At 43.3% G+C, this 21578-nt stretch carries 22 protein-coding genes and 1 riboswitch; of the genes, 13 read left to right on the top strand and 9 right to left on the bottom strand.

Annotated features, from left to right (window positions below; all coding sequences use genetic code 11):
* Window positions 1-23 precede the first annotated feature (23 nt).
* Window positions 24-827, bottom strand: coding sequence for a gluconate 2-dehydrogenase subunit 3 family protein (locus tag CSV73_RS09450; protein ID WP_099627347.1), 804 nt, complete (start codon window positions 825-827; stop codon window positions 24-26).
* A gap of 360 nt (window positions 828-1187) precedes the next feature.
* Between CSV73_RS09450 and CSV73_RS09445 the strand changes: the two genes are divergently transcribed.
* Window positions 1188-1760 (top strand): SCO family protein, encoded by a 573-nt coding sequence (locus CSV73_RS09445; protein WP_099627346.1) that lies wholly within the window; start codon window positions 1188-1190, stop codon window positions 1758-1760.
* A 66-nt stretch (window positions 1761-1826) separates the two neighbouring features.
* Here CSV73_RS09445 and CSV73_RS09440 read toward each other — a convergent pair whose 3' ends face one another.
* From CSV73_RS09440 to CSV73_RS09430, 3 genes are all read right to left on the bottom strand, one after another.
* On the bottom strand, window positions 1827-2960 hold the full coding sequence (locus tag CSV73_RS09440) for a CapA family protein (RefSeq protein ID WP_099627345.1): 1134 nt from the start codon (window positions 2958-2960) through the stop codon (window positions 1827-1829).
* A gap of 186 nt (window positions 2961-3146) precedes the next feature.
* Entirely contained in the window at window positions 3147-4127 is a 981-nt protein-coding gene (locus CSV73_RS09435; RefSeq protein ID WP_099627344.1) for a bile acid:sodium symporter family protein, read from the bottom strand.
* Window positions 4124-5524, bottom strand: coding sequence for an FAD-binding oxidoreductase (locus tag CSV73_RS09430; protein WP_085131481.1), 1401 nt, complete (start codon window positions 5522-5524; stop codon window positions 4124-4126). Before CSV73_RS09430 ends, CSV73_RS09435 begins: the two co-directional genes overlap by 4 nt.
* A 313-nt stretch (window positions 5525-5837) precedes the next feature.
* Here CSV73_RS09430 and CSV73_RS09425 point away from each other — a divergent pair, with 313 nt between their 5' ends.
* The 4 genes from CSV73_RS09425 to CSV73_RS09410 all read left to right on the top strand — a co-directional run bounded on the left by CSV73_RS09425 (window position 5838) and on the right by CSV73_RS09410 (window position 9319).
* Complete coding sequence (locus CSV73_RS09425; RefSeq protein ID WP_099627343.1) at window positions 5838-7061, top strand: ATP-grasp domain-containing protein; 1224 nt, start codon at window positions 5838-5840, stop codon at window positions 7059-7061.
* A 6-nt stretch (window positions 7062-7067) separates the two neighbouring features.
* Window positions 7068-8087, top strand: coding sequence for a YheC/YheD family endospore coat-associated protein (locus CSV73_RS09420; RefSeq protein WP_099627342.1), 1020 nt, complete (start codon window positions 7068-7070; stop codon window positions 8085-8087).
* A 107-nt stretch (window positions 8088-8194) separates the two neighbouring features.
* Entirely contained in the window at window positions 8195-8608 is a 414-nt protein-coding gene (locus tag CSV73_RS09415) for a CotY/CotZ family spore coat protein (protein WP_099627341.1), read from the top strand.
* 24 nt (window positions 8609-8632) lie between these two features.
* A complete protein-coding gene (locus tag CSV73_RS09410; RefSeq protein WP_099627340.1) occupies window positions 8633-9319 on the top strand; it encodes a DNA alkylation repair protein in 687 nt (228 codons plus the stop codon).
* 171 nt (window positions 9320-9490) lie between these two features.
* Here CSV73_RS09410 and CSV73_RS09405 read toward each other — a convergent pair whose 3' ends face one another.
* Window positions 9491-10093 carry a hypothetical protein gene (locus CSV73_RS09405; protein WP_099627339.1) on the bottom strand — a complete coding sequence of 201 codons (603 nt, stop codon included), beginning with the start codon at window positions 10091-10093 and terminating at the stop codon, window positions 9491-9493.
* A gap of 25 nt (window positions 10094-10118) precedes the next feature.
* The gene (locus tag CSV73_RS09400) at window positions 10119-10634 is read right to left on the bottom strand and encodes a hypothetical protein (RefSeq protein ID WP_369802582.1); all 516 of its coding nucleotides are present in this window, start codon (window positions 10632-10634) and stop codon (window positions 10119-10121) included.
* 114 nt (window positions 10635-10748) lie between these two features.
* Between CSV73_RS09400 and CSV73_RS09395 the strand changes: the two genes are divergently transcribed.
* Window positions 10749-11636: a 5'-3' exonuclease gene (locus CSV73_RS09395; RefSeq protein ID WP_099627338.1), complete on the top strand. Its 888-nt coding sequence runs from the start codon at window positions 10749-10751 to the stop codon at window positions 11634-11636.
* On the opposite strand, the gene CSV73_RS09390 is transcribed toward CSV73_RS09395, so the two are convergent.
* Together CSV73_RS09390 and CSV73_RS09380 are read right to left on the bottom strand one after the other, a co-directional pair.
* A complete protein-coding gene (locus tag CSV73_RS09390) occupies window positions 11625-12140 on the bottom strand; it encodes a C39 family peptidase (protein ID WP_099627337.1) in 516 nt (171 codons plus the stop codon). The two genes, CSV73_RS09395 and CSV73_RS09390, sit on opposite strands and share 12 nt — an antisense overlap.
* 260 nt (window positions 12141-12400) lie before the next feature.
* Window positions 12401-12721, bottom strand: coding sequence for a thioredoxin family protein (locus CSV73_RS09380; protein WP_085131471.1), 321 nt, complete (start codon window positions 12719-12721; stop codon window positions 12401-12403).
* 165 nt (window positions 12722-12886) lie between these two features.
* On the opposite strand from CSV73_RS09380, the gene CSV73_RS09375 reads away from it, so the two are divergent.
* From CSV73_RS09375 to CSV73_RS09345, 7 genes are all read left to right on the top strand, one after another.
* Window positions 12887-15313 carry a 3-hydroxyacyl-CoA dehydrogenase/enoyl-CoA hydratase family protein gene (locus tag CSV73_RS09375; protein ID WP_483315709.1) on the top strand — a complete coding sequence of 809 codons (2427 nt, stop codon included), beginning with the start codon at window positions 12887-12889 and terminating at the stop codon, window positions 15311-15313.
* A gap of 27 nt (window positions 15314-15340) precedes the next feature.
* The gene (locus tag CSV73_RS09370; RefSeq protein WP_099627334.1) at window positions 15341-16516 is read left to right on the top strand and encodes an acetyl-CoA C-acetyltransferase; all 1176 of its coding nucleotides are present in this window, start codon (window positions 15341-15343) and stop codon (window positions 16514-16516) included.
* 30 nt (window positions 16517-16546) lie between these two features.
* A complete protein-coding gene (locus CSV73_RS09365) occupies window positions 16547-18346 on the top strand; it encodes an acyl-CoA dehydrogenase family protein (RefSeq protein ID WP_369802581.1) in 1800 nt (599 codons plus the stop codon).
* A gap of 1230 nt (window positions 18347-19576) precedes the next feature.
* Window positions 19577-19936: an arsenate reductase family protein gene (locus tag CSV73_RS09360; RefSeq protein ID WP_099627333.1), complete on the top strand. Its 360-nt coding sequence runs from the start codon at window positions 19577-19579 to the stop codon at window positions 19934-19936.
* 76 nt (window positions 19937-20012) lie between these two features.
* Complete coding sequence (gcvH, locus tag CSV73_RS09355) at window positions 20013-20393, top strand: glycine cleavage system protein GcvH (protein ID WP_085131467.1); 381 nt, start codon at window positions 20013-20015, stop codon at window positions 20391-20393.
* Window positions 20394-20455: 62 nt separating this feature from the next.
* On the top strand, window positions 20456-20809 hold the full coding sequence (locus CSV73_RS09350; protein WP_085131466.1) for a toprim domain-containing protein: 354 nt from the start codon (window positions 20456-20458) through the stop codon (window positions 20807-20809).
* On the top strand, window positions 20802-21101 hold the full coding sequence (locus CSV73_RS09345; protein ID WP_085131465.1) for a thioredoxin family protein: 300 nt from the start codon (window positions 20802-20804) through the stop codon (window positions 21099-21101). Before CSV73_RS09350 ends, CSV73_RS09345 begins: the two co-directional genes overlap by 8 nt.
* Window positions 21102-21150: 49 nt before the next feature.
* Window positions 21151-21256: riboswitch (SAM riboswitch) on the top strand.
* Between the two features lie 62 nt (window positions 21257-21318).
* Here CSV73_RS09345 and CSV73_RS16700 read toward each other — a convergent pair.
* On the bottom strand, window positions 21319-21578 hold a 260-nt coding region (locus CSV73_RS16700), incomplete at its 5' end, for a hypothetical protein (protein ID WP_233202868.1).

Raw genomic sequence — 21578 nt, 5'->3', positions numbered from 1 at the left:
ATATCCTCCTTACGGTTTCTATTTTAATGCCCTTGGTAATCTCGCAGACTGACGGGATCCAGCTTTGCAAATTCATCTGACTCAATATAGTTAGCGTAAGAAGCCACAGCGCCCGGAAATTCTTTCATTTTCCATCCTTCCATATTGATATTGCCGCCGTACAATGGATCACAGTAAGCCCCTTCTAATGTCGCTTGTTTTAACAAAATGAAAAACTCTGAAGCTTTTACGCCTTTCATTTTCACTTTGTTTGCCTCGAAGTCCGTCATGATTTCTATTTGTTGTTCTTCGGTTGCTTTGTCAAATGTAACTTCGAAACGCTTTTGACTTTCTTCGTCCATTTTACGAAGACCTAGCAAGAAGATCATGCCACGATCCAAAATCGATTGTTCTCCGCCAGGCCCTGCCGTTTGATCGACTGCTTTCAAATCAATTGCATAGGGAGCCTGTCGATAGTCGTATGCGTTGACACCCCAGCGTCCTGCTAATTGTTTGTCAATATAATAGGGGACACCTAACTTAATTGCGCCAGGACCGAGTTCGTCCTCAGGTAAAATTTGTTCTGTTGCTGCATTTAATACTTTAAAATCTTGATGACGCGTGAAGAATTGACGTGCTTGCGTTACTTCGATACCTTTATTGCTATCATTTTTCGCTATGTTGTCATTTTTCTTATCCAAACCGCCTGAGAGTAGACCCCCGAAAATAGATCCCCCGACGAGTCCACCAGCAACGAGTCCGGTATTTTTCAAGAAATTTCTCCGTCCCAAATCTTGCTCGTGTTGCGGTTTCCCATTTACGTCTTTGGGTGGTTGTTGATCCGCCATTTTAACCCCTCCATATACATAAAAATTTTTTCATTGATTAGTACATAGAACATGTAGTCATTTCCATACGTTATCCTTATTTATCCTGCCCTTATTTATCCTATTTAGACAACAATACATTCTTTTATCATATTTCTTTTAAGTTTTTTGATTTAGTAAGTGAAGAAGTAGTAGACTGTAATACAGTGCCATTATCTCTTATGATTCGAGTGAAATGGATCACGTGCGTCAAGTTGGAATAAAGATGATACAATCATTTAAGACTTAAAATGATTGTAGTAAAACGTGCAATACTACACAGTAGGCCGTTGCAGAAGAATCACTTTATTTTTTGCGACATACAAAAGAGGGAGGATATTTATGAAAGTAAAATTTGCTGTTATTTTCTTGACCATGATTCTTATACTAAGCGGCTGCAATAATGAGATCGAAACGAATATGTCCCAAACGATGCCGGACTTTGAATTTACTACACAAGACAACGAACCGCTTGGCTTGAAGGATTTAAAGGGTGAGTGGTGGATTGCCTATTTCTCCTATACCAACTGCATCACAGTATGCCCAAGAACGACCGCTAATATGGTCGGTATTCAAGAAAAATTAAAGGAAGATGGTTTGGAACCTCGTATTGTTTCATTTGGTATAGATCCAGAAAATGATACACCAGAAGTATTAAGGAACTATGCTGCAGATTTTGGAGCCGATCTCCGTACGATGAGTTTTTTGACAGGTTATGATTTTAAAACGATTCAGGAATTATCGAGAAACACATTCCTTTCTATATTGGAAAGTGGAGCATTAGATCAACGTGCGCATAGCTATTATTTTTATTTAATTAATCCTGATGGTGAAATTGTGAAAAGATACGATGGTCTAACAGAAACCGAGAATGAATTGTTGATAAAAGATGTAAAGACCGTGTTAAGTAAATAATGAGCTACATAACAAATAACGCCTTTCTAATCGATTGATTAGAAAGGCGTTATTTGTTTTATCTAGTTACCATTTCGGTACACCGACATGGTTTTCCACCCATTCTTCAGTGTAATGAATGGTGGAATGGGCTTTGTTAAGTGGTACGACTTTAAAGCGCTTATTTTGATCTTTAATGACGCCAGTCGGGAAAAAGCGTGGATCTTCGATAGTGACAGTCTTTTGCCCACCCGTTTGTTCTTTCGTTACAGACAGTCTGGCGATTCCGCCAAAGTTCGTATAATCGAACGGTTGGGCAGAATAGAAATTGCCGAGCGAGAAGAACACTTTGGTATGTCCCACTTCTCCATAGCGTTGTAAAACATGTGGGTGATGTCCGAACAGCACGTCAGCACCCGCATCCGAAACGAATTGCGCGAGCTCTGCTTGATCTTCGGACGTTTCGAGTTGATACTCAGGACCCCAATGCAGCGATACGATCGTCACGTCTACCATTGGCTTCATCTGTTGGATTTCATTTTCCATTCGTTCACGATCGATGTAGTTCACCAAGTACTCTTTGTCATGCAAATCTATCTCTACATTTGTACCGTACGTATAGGCGAGCACTCCAATTTTGATGCCGTTCACTTCGACAATTCGTTGAGTCTTGCGGTCTTTAAAAGATTCATAAGCACCTACATACTGCATGCCATATTGTTGCGCATGTTCAATCGCCTTGCGCACACCATTTTCCCCTTTGTCAAACGTGTGATTGTTGGCGAATGAAACCATATCGACGCCAACATTTTGTAAAGCGGGGAGTATATGTTTTGGACTGTTGAACTTTGGATAAGTAGATAAACCAAGTTCCACACCGCCAGGCATAGATTCCTGATTTGCCAAGAGAAAATCAATACTGGTCATCTCCTCTTTTACCGCATCGAATGCAAAATCGAAGTGAGGATACGTGTAAATTGGATTATGTAATAATACATCGCCAACCATACCGATTGTTGCTGTATTAATAATCGTTTCTTCTAATTTTTGATCTGGTTCTACTTTATTCATTTTTTCAGATGTACCGTCTACTGCACTTTTTTGTGCTATTACATCGGCTTTGGCAGATAATGCTTGCTCTCTATTATTCCAATCGCTCCACAAAATCACTCCACCTATAATCCAGACAAAAGCCAAAGAAGCAACAAGCCATTTTCTCATTACAATAATCTCTCCAAATCTATAATTGCTTTTTCTAGTATGTCTCCAAAAACTAACGATAGCACACTAGTAGAATAGTAAACAATTAATTTTTACAAATAAAACAATAAAATAGTTTTTTCTTTATTTATAGATAGAAAATGCCAGACTTCGACAAAGACATCGAAGTCTGGCATTTTCAGTTTTCTATACATTGACTTTTACTTTTGCTTGAATCAAAACTTCCGGTTCCTCGATATCTTTCGTTGGCTTCTTCGACCAGATTGTCGCAAGAATTGGACCCGAGATATTATGCCAGATCGCACCCCATACACTTGGAAGTGCAGCAAGGGGTCCGAAGTGCGCAGTCGCAAGCGCTACGCCCAGTCCAGAGTTTTGCATGCCCACTTCAAGTGAAATGGCGCGTCTGTCGTTTTCGTTCAATCCAAGTCCCAGTGCAATCAAATACCCAAGAAGTAATCCGATCCCGTTATGCAAGAACACGGCGATAAATACGATTAGACCTGAGCTTGCGACGTTGCCTGCGTTTGCGGAAGTAACCGCAGCGACAATGATGAGAATCGCAACAACTGAAATAATCGGTACGACGGTTACACTTTTCGCAACTCCTCTTGGGAAGAATCGTTGGATGAGTAGTCCTAACGCAATGGGAATGATGATGACTTGTACGATTGACTTGAACATCGACAACGCATCCACCGGTAGCCACTGTCCAGCTAACAATAGTAATAATAGCGGCGTGATAAGTGGTGCCAATAGAGTAGAGAGGGATGTCATCGCAACAGATAATGCGAGATTTCCTTTTGCTAAATAGACCATGACGTTTGAAGCAGTACCTCCTGGAACAGATCCAAGCAATACAAGACCGGCTGCTAGTTCAGGTGGTAGTTTCAATAAATAGGCAAGTCCGAATGCAGCCAATGGCATGACAATAAATTGAGCGGCTACACCTATGATCACAGATAACGGATTGGTCAAAATGATTTTGAAGTCCACCGCACGTAACGTCAGTCCCATGCCGAACATGACAACGCCGAGTAAAATCGTGATGTATGCACCAAGTCCGAGAAAAGGAGTCGGGAACATGAACGCAATTACAGCGACTAGAATGACCCAAAATGCAAAGTACTTTCCAGCAATTGAGCCGATTGCTTCAAGTGTTTTCATGGTTTCATCACCTCAGAATCTAAATGGAAAATCTTGTTTGGATTGAGTAAGTTATCCGGATCGAGTGCTCGCTTGATTTTCTGCATGACCAGAAGTGCAGCGCCATGTTCTTCTTGCTGGTATTTCTGTTTGCCGATTCCGACGCCGTGCTCTCCGGTACAAGTACCGCCACGCTCCAGTGCATAGCGAACGATTTTTTCGTTAAGTTCGTCGGCTTTCGCCAGTTCTGCTGGATCATTCATATTCATCATCAGCAAGACGTGGAAGTTGCCATCGCCTACATGGCCGACAATTCCACCTGGCATTTCAAGTGACTCGACTACTTCACGTGCATGATTGACCGCGTCAGCCAGTTCTGAAATCGGTAGACAGACGTCTGTGACCATTAGTTTTTTGCCGGGATTTCCATGAATATAGGCATAGGCCAGATTGTGACGGGCTTCCCATAGTCGATTGCGTTCGGCGTTGTCTGTTTCAAATTCGATATCCGTGCACTGATGATCTGCAACGATTTCTTTCGTGAATTCGACATCTTGCTGTAACCCTGCTTCATTGCCATGGAATTCCAAGAATAATGTGGGTTTTTCTTGATAATTCGTTTCACTGAAGATATTCGCTTGTTTAATAGATGGCTCATCCACCAACTCTACCCGCGCAATCGGAATGCCTGCTTGCAAGATAGAAACGACTGCTTCCACTGCATCATGAACGGTAGGGAACGATGCACGAGCGGCTGTTGTGAATTCAGGAATACCATAGACGCGTAATGTCAGCTCCGTGAAGCAACCTAATGTTCCTTCTGAGCCAACAAATAATCCATTTAAATGAAGTCCAGATGCAGATTTAGCCGCTTTGTTGCCGGTATGGATGACCGTGCCATCTGCCAAGACCACTTCGAGATCGCGAACTTGATCGCGCATGACACCATACTTGACGGAAGTCGTGCCGCTAGCATTCGTTGCCGCCATGCCGCCAAGTGTCGCATCTGCCCCTGGATCGACAGAGAAAAACAATCCATGTTTCTTCAGTTCTTTATTTAATTGTGTACGCGTGACGCCTGGTTGTACCGTAACGAGAAAATCTTCTGCACGTACGTCTAGAATCGCGTTCATGTTTGAAAAGTCGATCGTGATTCCACCACTATCCGGAATGACACTACCTTCTAGGCTTGAGCCGAGTCCGAACGGTATGACGGCTACGTTTAGTTCTTTCGATAGGCGCATAATCTTGCTGACATCTTCCGTACAAGAAGGGAACACGACAATATCTGGTAATTTCATTGTATGGTAAGACTCATCTTTTCCGTGAAGTTCACGCACGGTGTCATTAATGGTCACTTGTTCTTCGGTTAATACTTCTTGCAAAGACTGAACGATATTTTCAGTAGTCGCTGTCATAGGTGTTCTCTCCTTACTGATCAATGAATTATGTTGAAAGTAGTTCTACTGATTAGAATTTTTAAACTATTTTAACTGCCATTATACCATTATACTTACTAATCTGAATTATTCAATGGTATTTTACTTATCTTGCTCTTTTTATTCAATGTTACACGAGCGTAAAAACTATATTCACGCATGTTCGAAGGCCTATCTGACTAGCAGTAACCAATCATATGAATAAAAGAACGCAAAAATAACTGACTGTATTGTTTGTATTTTTATAAACACATATAAATGATTAACAGGCTTTGGCTAAGGAGTGTGTGAAATGAATACTATTTTGTTTGTGGAAACTACGAAAAGTGGTTCGAGCAGGGAGGCGATAAAAGCTGCAGAAAGGTTAGGCTATGCCACCGTGTTGTTAACCGAGAATGCGAGATTTATCGATCAAAGAGAAGAGTTTCCGGAAGTTACGCAAATGATTCACATGGACAGCATAACGGAAGAAACGATTCGGGAACATATTCACGCAATACAGAAGTTGGGATTCAAACTGAAGGGGATTTTCAGTTTCGTGGATCCGTTTGTATCGATGACCGCTCATCTAGCAAATGAATTTTGTCATTCGAAAATTTCTGCTGATGCCTATCTGAAAATGGAGGACAAAGCATTAACTAGGACCGCATTGGCTACAAACGAAGCGACGCCCAAATTTATGATTTTTGAACCATCGACGGATTTGAAGCAGTTCATCAGTGAGCAAGAGACATTTCCTCTGATCGTCAAATCGCCATTTTCAAAAGCATCTAGAGATGTGTATCTCGTTGAAGATCGAAAGGAAATGACTCGTGTCATGAAGAGTATGTTGAAAGCAAATCCTAACCAGCAAATTGTCATTGAAGAGTATTTGGATGGCCCACAGTATTTGGTTGAACTAGTGGTAGTTGAGGGGGAGCTCCATCCAGTTGCGGTAATTAAACAAGATATCCAAAAAGATTTGAAGTTTATCATTACTGGTTATGATATTCAGCTATCACTAGAAAGAAACCTATACGCCAAGCTTATTAAGGCAGTGGAATCTATCTGCAACGACCTTGGAGCAAAAAATGTAGCCTGTCACCTTGAGTTACGATATGTCAGGGATACCTGGAAGTTGATTGAGTTGAATCCACGGATATCGGGTGGCGCCATGAATCGCATGATAGAAGAGGCATATGGTATTAATTTAATGGAAGAGACATTGAAGCTATTTATGGGTGAAGAAATAAATTTGAAGAGAAAGCACGAAAACCATATTTATACGCATTATATTACCGTCAACGCGTATGGCACGCTGTTGAAAGTGACAGGGAAGAATTATGCAAAGAAGCATGAAGGTGTGCGCGAAGTCTACGTGAAACCACGTAAAGGGACATTCATGACACCGCCCATTTCGATGGGAAGTCGGTATGGCTATGTCATCGCTTCTGGCGAAACAGCATCAAAAGCGAAACGAAACGCTTTGCATGCTGCGAAGAATATCAAGTTTTATATAGAATCTAATGAGGAGTGAGAGCAGATGATTACAGTGGCGATGTTGCATTCAAGGAAACACCCGAGCAGAGTAGATAAAGCTTTTGCCTGGGCAGCTGTCGCTAAAATGGAAGGCGTGAATTTTTACTACTTTTCACCACAAGGCGTGAATTTTGAGAAGAAAGTCATTTCAGGTTATGTATATGAACAAGGCGAGTGGGTTGAAAAAGATATGATGTTTCCGGATGTCATACACAATGCATGCGGGATGAAGACCGATGAGGAAATGGACGTCTATATTAAATTAAGTAAGATCGTTCCTTTCACTTCACACTCAGTCGGCAATAAAATGAGTGTCTATAGAAGGATTAGTAAAATGCCAGAATTTGTGGACTATCTAATTCCATCGATCCGGATCGAGCAACCTAAAGACGTGTTGGAGGCTATGAAAAAATATAAAAAAGTGATTATCAAACCAGTATCCGGCAATCAAGGAAGGGGGATTTGGTTCGTCGAGCAAGATGGAGAGCATTTCCATACGATCGTCGATACAGAGAAGACAACCACAAATCGAAAACAACTTATTTCCGATCTTCAAGATTTAATCAGTGGGCAAGACTACTTGGTCCAGCCGTATATATCCTGCCGTACTAAAGATGGCAATCCATATGATTTCAGACTACATGTGCAGAAAAACGGAGAAGGGAAATGGATGATTTCGATTATTTATCCGCGGATCGGTACAATGGACAGAGTGACTAGTAATCTTGCACGTGGCGGCAGTATGGGGACGCTCAGATCGTTTTTAGAAAGAGAATTTGGCGATGAACGAAGGAATATGAGACAGACTTTAGAGAAGTTTGCTGAACGTTTTACCAATGAATTCGAAAGTACTTTCGACATAGAATTTGATGAGCTTGGCATTGATATAGGCGTCGACGAAAATAATAAGCTTTGGATATTCGAAGTGAATTGGAGACCAGGAAATGAGGAACTTGCATTTCTTATCGCAAAGAACTTAGTTCCTTATGCTGTATATGTTGCCAAGCAAAATAAACCGACTTGATGTATATTCCAAACATGATCAATGAATGCCTGACCGCACCCAACCATTCTATCGGCTTTGTCATATATATAGTAGATACGTATATATGAAGGGATGGAAGAAAAACGATGACGACTCCTAGTGTAATTTGTGTTGCGATGAAGAGATTACTGGAAGAACAAGAATTGATGGCTACATTCAGTCAAGGGTTTCAATATGTCTGTTCGTTTCCTGTCTACGATACGATACCCTTTACACTTCATGATTGCGAATTACAAACACCATTCAGTGCCCATTATAAATGCATGAAGACCCCTTATTTCAGATTGGAAAAATTCGATATGGATACATGCTGTGCAACCTTAACTTTATTGGAACCAGTCGATATGGAAGGCAATCCAGTAGACACTTGCGAAGAACTTTACTCCCTCAAGAAGACGAAAAGCTGTATTATAGTCAATATCAATTGTTTTTGCACCATCACACCACTTCCCCCTAAGCTAGTTGATAAAAAATTACCCACTATTGAACCGAAAAAATAAATACAAACTACTAGGAGATTTTATATGCACGATATCATCAGGAAACAAATCTTTGATCAAATAGATACAGACTATCAGAAGTTTTCCTCTGCACTCATACCGACAAACGATACTATTCTTGGGGTGCGAATGCCCGAACTTCGTAAACTTGCAAAAAGGATTGCAAAAGATGATTGGCGAGCGTATTTACAGACAGCGAATGATGAGTATTTTGAAGAAGTGATGTTACAAGGCTTAGTAATTGGTTACGTTACAGCGGACGTGGAAGAGCTCTTACTATATGTAGCGAAATTTGTTCCGAAAATAGATAATTGGTCCGTATGCGACAGTTTTTGTTCGGGGTTGAAATTCACTAAGCAAAATAAGGAACGTGTTTGGTCATTTCTTCAACCGTATGTACATTCTGAGAAAGAATATGAACTTCGCTTCGGTATTGTGATGCTGCTCATTTATTATAGTGAACCCGACTATATCGACAGAGTACTCGGTTTGCTAGATCGCGTGCAACATGAAGGCTATTACGTCAAAATGGCAGTGGCATGGGCATTGTCTAGTTGTTTTGTGAAGTTGCCTGACCCCACAATGAGTTATTTAGCTGGGAGAAATTCATTGGATTTGTTTACGTATAATAAAGCATTACAGAAAATCACGGAATCGACGCGCGTGGAACAAGAAATGAAGAAAGTGATCCGCAGTATGAAAAGGCGCTAACAAAAGCCTAGTCTTGTGACTAGGTTTTTAGCTATGTAAACTGCATGTTTAAAGAGCCTTTGTTCCGGTCGTAAAGTATAAAGAAGGCATTTGGAGATGGATGAAAAATAAGAGAAACCTGACAAATCGTCAGGCTTCTCTTAGAACGCTTTCGAATCACTACATTTCAGTTCACATACATCTGAATGAATCGATCTTCTGCAAGTCTAATCCATAATACTCCCAGCGGTACTGACGTGGATCCCATCGATATCCTGCGATCGAAGTTCTACCGACGAATGTCGGGTAGTACCAGAACCCTTTGTTTCGTGAAGTCCATACATACGTATACCGATACAAGCAACCTGCTATGCCGCCCGGATCCACTGCGCGTAGTTGAGCATCCGGATAGCTCGGTATTTGATTGGGAGGAGCGGAAGTCGGTGCACTTTGCTGTGGATGACCTCCTGGCTGTCCTTGATGATGTCCGTGGTTCTCATGCTGTGGATGATGTCCTGGATATCCTTGCTGACCAGGATGTCCGGGAAACCCCGAGTGTCCTGGATAAGTAGGGTGTTGAGGATAACTTGGATACCCTTGTTGATGCCCTGGATAACTAGGAGGCCATTGCGGGTTTTGTTGATTTGGTGGTGGATATCCTGGGTACCCACCTGGCCACCCCTGCTGTTGTTGGCCATATGGCGGACGATACTGTTGATGGTGTGCTTCATTCTGCTGACTTGGATATCCGTCAGGTAGCTTCGGATACCACATGCCTTCATCTTGCTGATTCAAACTATCACTCCTTCATTTAGACTCATTACACACAACGAAACTGATCAATACGTTGCAAATCAATGCCTATATACTCCCAGCGGAATCTGCGTGGATTCCACTGAAACCCTGCGACAGATTGTCGACCGACAAATGTTGGATAAAACCAGAATCCATGACGTCGTGAAGTCCATACATACGTAAAGCGATATAAACAACCTGCTATGGCACCCGGATCTACCGCGAACGTCTGAAATTCTGGATAGCTCGGGATTTGATTCGGTGGCGGGGAAGTAGGAGCAGCTGCCTGACCGGCTGGATTCCCTGGCCGACTTGGCTGATGTCCAGGGAAATTCGGTTGCTGTGGAAAACTAGGTGATGCAGGGAAGCCGGGCATACTCGGAAACCATTGCATACCTGGGAAACTTTGAGGTCCTTGCATCCCCGGAAACCAAGGTTGCCATGAAGAAAACGATTGCGCTGTGGAGAAGCCTTGCGGGTCAGCACCTTGCCATGAATCTGTAAAGTGCGGATACCCCATAAATTCATCTTGTGGATTCAACTATTACGCCTCCTTTTCTATTCGTTTTATCATATGCAGTCTGTTGGTTATTTGACCTTATTATCTCTTCGTACGACAGCTGTGCTAAACTATTAACAAAGGAAGTGGATTAGAATGAATGAAAATAAACCGCATATTTTAGTAGTGGATGGAATGGCTTTGTTATTCCGTTCATTTTTTGCGACGGCACATAGCGGGCAGTTTTTCCGCAATGCATTGGATGTACCAACGAATGGCGTACAAGGATTCGCGCGGCATACGATGAGTGCCATCTCAATTTTCCAACCGACACATTTAGCGGTGTGTTGGGATATGGGATCAAAAACATTCCGTAATGATTTATTCGCAGACTATAAAGCACATCGTCCTGCACCAGCACCAGAATTAATTCCCCAATTCGATATGGCACGGGAAGTATCGGAAACACTAGGGTGGAAAAGTTATGGGATCAAGAATATGGAAGCGGATGATCTGATTGGTTCGCTGATTGAAACGTGGAAAGACGAAGCAAAATTGACAGTGGTATCAGGAGATAAAGATTTACTTCAGTTACTACAGCCCGATGTGTCGATTGCGCTGACGAAAAAAGGCTTCACGCAGTATGATGAATACACAGAAGCTCGTTTTATAGAAGAGTATGGAATTACTCCTAAGCAATTCATTGATATGAAAGCATTCACTGGCGATTCCAGTGACGGCTATCCAGGAGTGAAGGGGATTGGGCCGAAGACGGCATTGAAGCTCATACAGGAGTACGGTTCGGTAGATGGTGTGCTCGCGGCGAGAGAAAAATTAACAGCAGGAGTACAAAAGAAACTGAATGCAGAAGAGGAAATGTTAATGATTTCAAAGAATCTCGCAACGATTCATTGTGAAATTACACTCGACGATCCTCTAGAAGAATTGAACATTCCGGAGTTCACTGCAGAAACAGCAAACGTGATGGAAGAACTCGGATATTCCATGATTGCTAAACAAGGACTACCTGTTTCACCGTTTTAACGGTTCGATTTTAACAAACGTCAAAATCAGTTTATTCGGCTCATAGGGAATGGAGCGTACACGGCTCGCGCAATTTCTGCCACCGTGGTCATGAACGAGTACATGTAGTTGATTCTCTACGTATTCATACCCGACCATCACGACCCAATGATAATCGAATGAAAATCGGCTACGCCATTTGAACTTGAACCACTTATCAAATTTCAACGCAACGGGACGGTCTTCATCGATTTGCTCCATAGCCTGCTGTACAGTACAAATCTTCACATTCCACTGCGAGCCGACCATTTGGTTCAGCCTACGAACAAAGCGCCAAGTAGGCAAACCAATCTTCGTACTACCTAATGTTCGATACAACTCATTAATAGAAGGAGTTGGTTCAGAAGGGAAGAAATGGCGCAGCAAAACATACGCTGTAACAGGTCCGCAAGCCGACGGACGATAGCTAGGTTCAATGTCTTGATCATATTGGGATTTGCCTTTCACTTCTATGTATTTGGACATGTAGAACTTCTCCTCTCTAGGAAATGTTGTTGGTTGGCGAGGGGGCAATGTGTAGCGCTCATAATTGCTGTGTACCCGCTCAATCCCGTTGGTAATGCGCTCTATGTAGCGGGCCGAGCGCTCATAGTTGTAGCATATTCGCTCTATCCATCCAGTTATGCGCTCTATCACGCGTGGCAAGCGCTCATACAAGTTACACAACCGCTCTATAAAGCAAATGCTGAGAACCTATAGGCTCTCAGCATTTTCACATATCATCTTTAGATCTTCACTTCGTCTAAAAACTGCGTAACTTGTTCAGGGGACTTCGCAAACGCACTATGTAGATGTGCATGCTTCTCACCATTTTGGAAGACTAACAGACTTGGGATTCCCATCACTTCATACTTTTCAGCAATTTCAGGAATAACGTCACGATCCGCTTCATACCATGTGTATGTATCGTATTTTTCAACGATTGGATCAATGAACATATCCATACGCTTACAGTCTGGGCACCAGTCTGCTTCAAACTTCACAAGTACTGGTTGGTCACTCGCAATGATTTCTTCAAACTCAGTTACCGTTTTAATTTCTTTCATTTAAATCGCCTCCATTCAATAAATAGTGTACAATGAATAAAGACGGTTTGGTATTAAATTGCTTATTTTAAAAAGTCTGATTAAATACAAATTAAATATTGCGAAATAGTTTCGAATGATCTATACTTAGATTCATAGACAACGCGTATTTTTTTTACGCTATAAATGAATGAGTGTTCATTCAAAAAACATAAGGGAGGATTGCACGTGACTTATCAAATTAGAAAAGCGGCAGTTTTAGGATCTGGAGTTATGGGTTCTGGTATCGCGGCGCACTTAGCGAATATTGGCATTCCCGTACTTTTACTAGATATCGTACCACCGAAATTAGGTGCAGATGACGAGGCAAAAGGATTAACGTATGATCATCCACAATTCCGCAATAAGTTTGCGGCTACAGCATTGGAGAAATTACAAAAACAAAAGCCAGCGCCTCTGACAACGAAGAAAAGCTTATCATTACTTACACCAGGAAACTTCGAAGACCATTTGGATCAATTAAAGGACGTAGATTGGATCATTGAAGTCGTCGTAGAAAACCTTGATATTAAAAAGAGTTTATATGAAAAGATTGAAAATGTGCGAAAGCCAGGCACCATCATTTCATCCAATACATCGGGCATTAGTATTGAAGCGATGACAGAAGGACGTTCAGAAGATTTCCAGAAGCACTTCCTTGGAACACACTTCTTCAATCCTCCAAGATACTTGAAATTGCTTGAGATTATTCCTGCACAAGCGACATCACCTGAAGTTCTAGAGTTTATGACGGTGTTCGGCGAGGATCGTTTAGGTAAGGGAGTCGTTATTGCGAAGGATACTCCAAACTTTATCGGTAACCGAATCGGTACGTATGGTTTACAAGTGACTTTGCATGAAATGCTAGAACGCGGTTATACAATCGGAGAAATCGACTCGATTACAGGTACATTAATCGGCCGTCCGACTTCCGCGACATTCCGTACATTAGATGTTGTGGGACTGGACACGTATATGCACGTTGCGAAAAACGTCTACGACCAGACAACTGGTGAAGAACAAAAAATATTTGAACTACCTGATGTCGTAACGAAAATGATCGATAATGGCTGGATCGGCGCGAAAGCAAAACAAGGCTTCTACGTGAAAAAAGGCCGAGATATTATGGAACTGGACATGAAGACATTTGAATATGTACCTACACAGAAAATGAAAGCGCCTTCAATAGAGATGGCAAAACAGCAAAAAGGACTAGCTAATAAAGTGAAGACGTTACTGTATGCAAAAGATCGTGCAGGCGAGATTTTGTGGAATACGTTAACACCAACGATGCTTTATGCAGCACAGCTTCACGGTGAAATTGCAGACGATATCGTATCTATCGACAACGCAATGAAGTGGGGCTTCGGCTGGACGCAAGGGCCATTTGAAATTTGGGATGCGATCGGCGTGAAGAAGTCTGTGGACATGCTGAAAGAAGAAGGCAAGGAAATTCCTGAACTTGTTCAGTCATTGCTCGATAAAGGCTATGAAACTTTTTATAAAGAAGAGGATGGCGATACGTACTACTTCGACGGCACGGACTATCAGATGGTGCAAGTGAATGAGAAAGCGATCAACTTGAAGCAGTACAAGAAAAAGCACGGTGTCATTAAGAAGAACTCTGGCGCAAGCTTGATTGACCTTGGCGATGGTGTAGCATTACTTGAATTCCATTCACAATCGAATGCGATCGGTCTGGACATTATTCAGATGATCAACTTCGCAGTAGACGAAGTGGAGCAGAATTTCAAAGGGCTTGTAATCGGGAACCAAGGGAAAAACTTCTGTGTCGGGGCAAACCTTGGCATGATTTTAATGGAAGCCCAAGATGATAATATCTTTGAACTCGACTTTGTCATCCGTTCATTCCAGAGCGCGATGTTGAAGATTAAATATAGCGGTAAGCCGGTTGTTGCGGCACCATTCCAGATGACGCTAGGTGGCGGAGCAGAAGTTTGTCTTCCAGCTGCACATATTCAAGCATCTATGGAAACGTATATGGGGCTTGTTGAAGTAGGGGTAGGGTTGATTCCGGGTGGCGGCGGAAACGTCAACTTGTATCAGAAGCACCTTAAAGGTTTACCGAACGGTGTACCTACTGATTATCAACATATTGCGAATAAAGTATTTGAATCCATTGCCATGGCGAAAACGTCGACATCTGCTGAAGAAGCACGTGAGAACAACTTCCTCGACTTTGCAGACGGCATAAGTGTTAATCCTGATCATCTGATCTACGACGCGAAGCAGGCCGCTTTGTCTTTATTTGAAGCAGGCTATGTAGCGCCGAAGAGAGCAAAAGTTCCTGTAACAGGCGATTCAGGCTATGCGACACTATTACTTGCAGCTGAAGGGATGTTCAATTCTGGATTCATTAGCGAACATGATTTGAAGATTGCGAAGAAACTCGCATACGTACTGTCAGGCGGAAAGATTCCGTATGGTACACGTGTCGATGAGCAGTACTTACTTGATTTAGAACGGGAAGCATTTTTAAGTTTAGTGGCAGAACCGAAATCACAGCAGCGTATGCAGCATATGCTGGTCAAGGGTAAGCCGTTACGTAACTGATGAGAGATAGCTAAAGGAGGAAACAGAATGCGCGAAGCAGTAATTGTAGCCGGTGCTCGAACACCGATTGGAAAAGCAGGAAAAGGTTCTTTGGCAACTGTCCGTCCGGATGATCTTGGGGCGTTGACTATAAAGGAAACATTGAAGCGTGCAGGAAATTATGATGGGCCAATCGATGATTTAATCATCGGTTGTGCGATGCCAGAAGCAGAGCAAGGAATGAACGTAGCACGTAACATCGGCGCATTGGCAGGTTTACCGGACACCACTCCAGCCGTAACGGTCAACCGTTTTTGTTCATCCGGTTTGCAGTCGATCGCTTATGGGGCAGAACGCATCATGCTGGGTCACTCAGAAGCCGTTTTAGCGGGTGGCGTTGAATCGATGAGTATGGTCCCGATGATGGGCAATACGATTCGTCCGAACTACAAACTGGCGGAAGAAGCACCTGAATACTACATGGGGATGGGGCATACAGCGGAGCAAGTGGCGCAAAAGTATGGTATCTCCCGTGAAGATCAGGACGCGTTCGCAGTTGAATCACATAAACGTACGGAAGCAGCAATCAAAGAAGACAAATTTGTCGATGAGATTGTACCGGTTGAAGTAACGAAGCGTTTTGTCGGTTCAGACGGCAAGTATCAGGAAAAAACGATTTTATTCGAAATGGATGAAGGCGTGCGTCCAGGTACGACGACTGAAGTACTGGGGAAATTACGTCCGGCATTCGCAGCGAAAGGCTCCGTAACAGCTGGTAACGCGTCACAAACATCTGACGGTGCAGGAATGGTCTTATTAATGGATAGAGAAGTGGCTGAAGAGCGTGGACTCAAGCCGTTAGCAAAATTCCTTTCATTCGCAGTAGGTGGAGTTCCACCTGAAGTGATGGGGGTTGGACCGATTGTAGCCGTGCCAAAAGCATTGAAACTAGCCGGTCTATCTATTGAAGACATTGATCTCTTTGAGCTCAATGAAGCATTCGCATCTCAGTCACTGGCAGTTATTCGCGAACTTGGATTGGATACGGATAAAGTGAACGTCAATGGTGGAGCGATTTCATCAGGCCACCCACTAGGTGCAACAGGAACCATTTTGACATTGAAATTAATTAATGAATTGAAACGTCAAGGCAAAAAGTACGGCGTCGTCACGATGTGTATCGGTGGCGGAATGGGAGCAGCTGGAGTATTCGAAGTTCTATAAAAAACAGACAAACAAATAGGGGGAAATTACATGACTAAAGCTATGGAGGGAACTACTATGACAGAATTCGTAAAAGGTGGAGCGTTTTTAACTGAGGATATGGACGCTAGTCGCGTTTTCACACCAGAGGATTTTACAGATGAACAAAAGATGATCGCCAAAACAACGGAAGAGTACGTAAAAAATGACGTCACACCGTTAGTTGAAAAGCTAGAGAACCATGAGTTTGAAAACTCCGTAACATTGTTGAAGAAAGCTGGAGATTTAGGACTTCTAGCGGCAGATATTCCAGAAGAGTATGAAGGTCTCGCACTAGATAAGATTTCATCTGCGTTGATTGCTGAGAAATTATCAGTAGCTGGCGGCTTCTCGATTACACACGGTGCACACGTAGGCATCGGTACATTGCCGATTGTGTTATTCGGTAATCATGAGCAAAAAATGAAGTACTTGCCGAACTCTGCAAGTGGAGCAAAAATCTCAGCTTATGCATTGACAGAGCCGAGCTCAGGGTCAGATGCACTAGGCGCGAAGACGACTGCTAAATTAAACGCTGCCGGTACACACTATATACTGAACGGTGAAAAACAGTGGATCACGAACTCTGCATTTGCTGATGTTTTCGTAGTATACGCAAAAGTAGATGGCGACAAATTCACAGCATTTATCGTGGAAAAAGAGTACCCGGGCGTTTCAGTTGGACCGGAAGAGAAGAAAATGGGTATTAAATCATCATCTACACGTACATTGATTCTAGAAGATGCAGAAGTTCCTGTTGAAAACTTATTAGGTGAAATTGGTCGCGGACACGTGATCGCGTTCAACATTTTGAACATCGGTCGTTACAAGCTTGGAGTAGGCACAATTGGCGGATCGAAGCGTGCACTTGAATTGGCTATCAAATATGCTAACCAGCGTAAGCAGTTCGACACACCGATTTCTTCATTCAACTTAACGAAAGAAAAGTTTGGTACGATGGCTTCTATGTTGTACGCAACAGAAAGTTTGATCTATCGTACAGTTGGGTACTTTGAAGAGCGTAACGCGGCGATGAGCCCTGAAGAGCAAAAAGACGGTGCAAAAGTGGCGGCATCCATTGCTGAATACGCAATTGAATGTTCTATCAATAAAGTAGTAGGTTCAGAAGTTTTGGACTATATTTCTGACGAAGCCGTTCAAATTCACGGAGGTTACGGTTTCATGGCGGAGTACGAAGTAGAGCGTATTTACCGTGACTCTCGTATCAACCGTATCTTCGAAGGAACAAATGAAATCAACCGCATGATCGTCCCAGGCACGTTCTTGAAGAAAGCAATGAAAGGCGAATTGCCATTGCTTCAACAAGCACAAGCGTTGCAAGAAGAGTTGTTAATGCTTATGCCGGAAGAAGTGGGTGACGAAGCATTGGCTCAAGAGAAGGCGCTTGTGAAGAACGCGAAGAAGATCGGCATCTTGGTTGCAGGACTTGCAGCACAGCGTTACGGTACGAAGCTCGATCAGGAGCAGGAGATTCTTGTGAACATCGCAGATATTGCGAATGATTTATTCGGTATGGAGTCTGCAGTGCTTCGTACGGAGAAGGCGATCAACAAGAATGGTGAAGAGAAAGAGAACCAGAAGCTTCTTTATACACAGATCTTCTGTCAGGAAGCGTTCGGACGTATCGAAGCGGCAGCAAAAGAGACGTTGCTTGCAGCGGTCGACGGCGACAACCAGCGCATGATGATTTCGGCTTTGCGTAAGTTGACTCGTAATAATCCGTATAACTTGATTGCGAAGAAGCGTGAGGCTTCAGTGAAGCTGATCGAAGCAGAGAAGTATATCGTGTGAGTATAGTTTAGACAGAACGCCTCCTATGTGGGGCGTTTTTGTTTTGGCTGATATTTGTTTAAGTTCAAAAGTGAGAGCATTGGGGTGGTGGGGGAATTTGTGAGTGTGAGGGGATTGAAGCTCCAGCTGGCGGACGCTTTCTGGAGGGCGCGGCCCGAGCCAAGTGAACAGCGAAGGGTTCGCTTTGCCGCATTTCTGTGTACTTTGCAGAAATTAAGGCACCTGTCCAGGGTCTCGAACTCACGCTGATCCTCCCAGAGTCGCCGCCAGCTTCCGCTTCCATCCTACGTTGATGGTGGGGGGACTTGAATTACTTACTGGATGTGGTGTGTTAGTTATTGTTGTTTTTGAACATGGTTAAGTTCAAAAACAAGTGCTTTTGCGTGATAAGAGAATTTGTGAGTATGAGGGGATGGAAGCTCCAGTTGGGGGACGCTTTCCTGAGGGCGTGGCCCGAGCCGCTTCCCTCACTTCGTTCAGTCCAGGGTCTCGAACTCACGCTGATCCTCCAGGAGTCGCCCCCAACTTCCGCTTCCATCCTACGTGGATAGGGGGGGACTTGAATTACTTACTGGAGGTGGTGTGTTAGTTATTGTTGTTTTTGAACATGGTTAAGTTCAAAAACAAGTGCTTTTGCGTGATGAGAGAATTTGTATTTGTGAGGGGATGGAAGCTCCAGTTGGGAACGCTTTCCTGAGGGCGTGGCTTACTCAAGGTAGTGTATGAAAGCACATACGCCTAACGCTTCGCTTTTACTCGCAAAAGCCGTCCTTCGCTACGGCTCTCGCTGATCCTCCAGGAGTCGACCCCAACTTCCGCTTCCATCCTACGTGGATAGTGAGGGGACTTAGATCACTTACTGGAGAGCGTATGTTAATTATTGTTGTGTCTTGACTTATTTCAGTTCAAGTACCGAAGTTCAACATCAATCACAACACTAACTTCCATACACAAAAAAAGTATCACCCGCTCACTTTGCAAGGGATTGGCGCGTAGGAGGGGCGACTCTGGGAGGATCAGCCCGATCAGGTGAGACCACTAAAGGAGCGTAGCGACTAGGGGGCTCACCGCGGGCCCTCCAGAAACGCGTCCCCTCCGAAGCGTCAATCCCCAACCCCAACACATTGCCAGCCCCCCTCTACGCACTAATACAACATCAGTCAAACGCCGCTAAGTTAGCATCTACGCCCCTTTATTTGCTATACTGAAAAAAAGGAGGGATTGATTATTATGACTATGACATACTACGGCTATCCAAAATGTACCACGTGCCGCAAAGCGAAGAAATGGCTTACGGACGAAGGGATTTCATTCGAAGAAAAGAACATCGCCGAACAACCTCCAAGCGAAGACGAGCTGCGCAACATGATCGCGAACTCTGGACTTGAAATGAAAAAGTTCTTCAACACGAGCGGCAAGATATATCGTGAGCTTAACTTGAAAGACAAGCTACCAACCATGACAGAAGATGAAAAAATCGCACTCCTCGCTTCAGACGGAATGCTCATCAAACGTCCAATCGTTTCTGATAACCAAAAAGTGACAGTCGGATTTAATGAAACAACATTCACGGAAACGTGGAAGAAGTGATTTAGATTCTTGTCTTTATACGGGAACTATGGCAAACTAAAGGTAGATAAACTATTATATTTTTGGAGGTAACGACATGAGCACACCAAAAGATTTACGATATTCAGAAGAGCACGAGTGGGTAAAAGAAGAAGACGGTAAATACCGTATCGGCATCACACATTTCGCACAGTCTGAACTAGGCGATATTGTATTCGTTGAACTGCCACAGGTTGGCGATCAATTAAAATCAGACGAGCCTTTCGGAAGCGTTGAATCAGTGAAAACTGTTTCTGAATTGTACGCTCCATTAACTGGTAAAGTGGTAGAAGTGAACGAAAACCTTGAAGATAGCCCTGAATTGGTTAACGAATCACCATATGAAGACGCATGGATGGTAGTAGTTGAAATCGATAACAAAGCTGAACTTGATGAGTTAATGACAGCTGAGCAGTATGAAGAAATGACAGCTGAATAATATTCTAAAAGAAAAAAGCGCTGGAACGTCTCAGCGCTTTTTTATACGCTAGGAGGAAACAGATGGACCCGAAAGTTCTCATTGTAGAAGGCGGTTCGGATCGTAAGCGGCTAGTGCCGATCCTTGCAGAGCCTGTAGAGATTCTTTGTACGAATGGTACCATCAGTGCGTACCATATTGAAGAACTGCTTGAACCGTACGAGCAGCAGGACCTGTTCGTCTTTATGGATGCGGACGCTTCCGGTGAGTCCATTCGTAAGTTGTTCAAACAACTGTACCCTGAAGCGAGACATTTATATACGGATCGTCTCTACCGCGAAGTAGAAACGACTCCCGTTAAGCTATTGGCAAGCATTTTAGCTGCTGCTAATTTTAAAGTACATTCCAAATACTTGGCAGGTGGACCACATGAATAATTGGACAATTGAAGACTGGCAACGCACACAGGCGGCAGAGCAAGTAGCCGCTTTTTATTTATATACACCGATGTGTGGAACATGCGCAGTCGCTTCAAAAATGCTTACGGTAATCGAGACAATGCGTCCGAAACTACCGATTGGAAAGGCGGATTTGAACTATGTCCAGGCTATCGCAATAGAATATGAGATAGAAAGCGTTCCTTGTTTACTTATTCAGCGCAAAGGACAGCCTATAGAAAAAATTTACGCCTTTCAATCCGTCCCGTATTTGCTAGAGAAGCTCAGTTGACAATAGAAGTCGATGTATGGTATAAGTAGTTAATCAAATGAATATGTAACTCTTATAAAGAGCGGCGGAGGGAAGTGCCCTATGAAGCCCGGCAACCGTCACATATGTGAAATGGTGCCAAATCACTCAAAGCGTAATGCTTTGATAGATGAGAGAAATGGTAACGTACATAACTACATACGTTCGGCCTTTCTGCTTGTCTGCAGGAAGGCTTTTTTTATACTAAAGCGGAAAGCGCCGTGAAGGCACGACAGGCGTTGGAGGACTTACCACAAAGGCGTTCTTTGCCTTTTTGGAAAGTCTGAAACGACCCGAGAGCCTGGCGCTTGTAGCTGGATGATACTAAAGCGGAAAGCGCCGTGTAGGCACGACAGGCGTTGGAGGACTTACCACAAAGGCGTTCTTTGCCTTTTTGGAAAGTCTGAAACGACCCGAGAGCCTGGCGCTTGTAGCTGGATGATACTAAAGCGGAAAGCG

It is taken from the genome of Sporosarcina sp. P1 (assembly GCF_002743155.1).
GTDB classification, from domain to species: Bacteria; Bacillota; Bacilli; order Bacillales_A; family Planococcaceae; genus Sporosarcina; species Sporosarcina ureae_B.
The sequence above is the reverse complement of the archived record's forward strand: the minus strand, read 5'-3'. Positions and strand labels throughout refer to the sequence as shown.

What these genes read in the sequence shown, in the direction of transcription:
- CSV73_RS09450 (WP_099627347.1), bottom strand. Translation starts at nt 827, where the DNA reads ATGGCGGATCAACAACCACCCAAAGACGTAAATGGGAAACCGCAACAC.
- CSV73_RS09445 (WP_099627346.1), top strand. Translation starts at nt 1,188, where the DNA reads ATGAAAGTAAAATTTGCTGTTATTTTCTTGACCATGATTCTTATACTA.
- CSV73_RS09440 (WP_099627345.1), bottom strand. Translation starts at nt 2,960, where the DNA reads ATGAGAAAATGGCTTGTTGCTTCTTTGGCTTTTGTCTGGATTATAGGT.
- CSV73_RS09435 (WP_099627344.1), bottom strand. Translation starts at nt 4,127, where the DNA reads ATGAAAACACTTGAAGCAATCGGCTCAATTGCTGGAAAGTACTTTGCA.
- CSV73_RS09430 (WP_085131481.1), bottom strand. Translation starts at nt 5,524, where the DNA reads ATGACAGCGACTACTGAAAATATCGTTCAGTCTTTGCAAGAAGTATTA.
- CSV73_RS09425 (WP_099627343.1), top strand. Translation starts at nt 5,838, where the DNA reads ATGAATACTATTTTGTTTGTGGAAACTACGAAAAGTGGTTCGAGCAGG.
- CSV73_RS09420 (WP_099627342.1), top strand. Translation starts at nt 7,068, where the DNA reads ATGATTACAGTGGCGATGTTGCATTCAAGGAAACACCCGAGCAGAGTA.
- CSV73_RS09415 (WP_099627341.1), top strand. Translation starts at nt 8,195, where the DNA reads ATGACGACTCCTAGTGTAATTTGTGTTGCGATGAAGAGATTACTGGAA.
- CSV73_RS09410 (WP_099627340.1), top strand. Translation starts at nt 8,633, where the DNA reads ATGCACGATATCATCAGGAAACAAATCTTTGATCAAATAGATACAGAC.
- CSV73_RS09395 (WP_099627338.1), top strand. Translation starts at nt 10,749, where the DNA reads ATGAATGAAAATAAACCGCATATTTTAGTAGTGGATGGAATGGCTTTG.
- CSV73_RS09390 (WP_099627337.1), bottom strand. Translation starts at nt 12,140, where the DNA reads ATGTCCAAATACATAGAAGTGAAAGGCAAATCCCAATATGATCAAGAC.
- CSV73_RS09380 (WP_085131471.1), bottom strand. Translation starts at nt 12,721, where the DNA reads ATGAAAGAAATTAAAACGGTAACTGAGTTTGAAGAAATCATTGCGAGT.
- CSV73_RS09375 (WP_483315709.1), top strand. Translation starts at nt 12,887, where the DNA reads ATGAATGAGTGTTCATTCAAAAAACATAAGGGAGGATTGCACGTGACT.
- CSV73_RS09370 (WP_099627334.1), top strand. Translation starts at nt 15,341, where the DNA reads ATGCGCGAAGCAGTAATTGTAGCCGGTGCTCGAACACCGATTGGAAAA.
- CSV73_RS09365 (WP_369802581.1), top strand. Translation starts at nt 16,547, where the DNA reads ATGACTAAAGCTATGGAGGGAACTACTATGACAGAATTCGTAAAAGGT.
- CSV73_RS09360 (WP_099627333.1), top strand. Translation starts at nt 19,577, where the DNA reads ATGACTATGACATACTACGGCTATCCAAAATGTACCACGTGCCGCAAA.
- gcvH (WP_085131467.1), top strand. Translation starts at nt 20,013, where the DNA reads ATGAGCACACCAAAAGATTTACGATATTCAGAAGAGCACGAGTGGGTA.
- CSV73_RS09350 (WP_085131466.1), top strand. Translation starts at nt 20,456, where the DNA reads ATGGACCCGAAAGTTCTCATTGTAGAAGGCGGTTCGGATCGTAAGCGG.
- CSV73_RS09345 (WP_085131465.1), top strand. Translation starts at nt 20,802, where the DNA reads ATGAATAATTGGACAATTGAAGACTGGCAACGCACACAGGCGGCAGAG.